The organism is Muricoccus vinaceus (assembly GCF_042433125.1).
GTDB lineage: Bacteria > Pseudomonadota > Alphaproteobacteria > Acetobacterales > Acetobacteraceae > Roseomonas > Roseomonas vinacea.
The window spans coordinates 1-970 of the sequence record NZ_JBHLVZ010000133.1 but is presented as its reverse complement, the minus strand read 5'-3'; the positions used below and the strand labels follow the sequence as shown (position 1 = coordinate 970).

Annotated in this window: 1 protein-coding gene; it reads left to right on the top strand. The window is 70.2% G+C overall.

Features of this window, described 5'->3' with window-relative positions:
* Positions 1-970 (top strand): DUF4214 domain-containing protein (locus ACFFIC_RS29945; RefSeq protein WP_377057274.1); only part of this gene is annotated, 970 nt, incomplete at both ends.

Here is a 970-nt window from a genome sequence, read left to right as displayed (position 1 = left end):
GGAACGGCGGCTGGACCAACATCTCCGGTGCGGAGGGGAACAGCTACGCCCTGGCGCGCGAGGACATCGGCCATGCCGTTCGCGTGGCGGCGCACTTCGTCGATGCGCTCGGGGTGAGCGGCACGACGTTCAGTGAGTCCACCAACGTGGTCGCCCCGCGCGCGGTGCCCGTTGCCCCGCCGATGGACGGCCTGTCCGACACCCGCGTGCTGACCTATCAGGAGGTGCAGGCCCGCGTGGCGGATGGCGACATGCTGGCGCCGCCCGCCGGCACCGACGAGGTGCGGCTGGCCGACGGCACGCTGAGCTTCGGCAGCGGCACCGATGCCGCCTTCGTCACGCGGCTTTACGGCGGCGTGCTGGGCCGCCAGGGAGACGCGAGCGGTCTGACCACCTGGTCGGGCGGTCCGGGCGCGGATGTCGATCGCGTGGAGGTCGCGCGCGGCTTCCTCACCAGCGCCGAGTACCAGCTGCACCATGGGAACCAGACCGACAGCCAGTTCGTGGAGACCACTTACCAGGAGCTTCTCTTCCGAGATGTCGAGGCGGAGGGTGCAGCCTTCTGGTATGGCCAGATGGCCGCGGGCGCCTCGCGCGCGCAGGTGCTGGCGGGGATCGCCAACTCGACAGAGGCGCAGCAGGCCTGGAGCGGCGCAACCGGGTCGGGCGTCTTCGTGGTCGACGCGAATGCCGGGCTGATCCGTGCCACCTACCAGGCCGCCTTCGGCCGCGATGCCGAGGCCGGCGGGCTGGTGCTCTTCGCCGACCTGCTCCGGGCCGGCATGAGCCTGGAGGACTTCGGAAACCACGTGGAAGCCTCGAACGAGTTCCTGGTGGTCCATGGCAACCAGACCGATTCGGAGTTCGCGCAGAGCCTGTACGTCAACGCGCTGGGCCGACTGCCGGGCGCGGGCGAAGTGGCAATCTGGGAGTTGCAGCTGGCTTCCGGTGCCGAAGACCGCTCGGACGT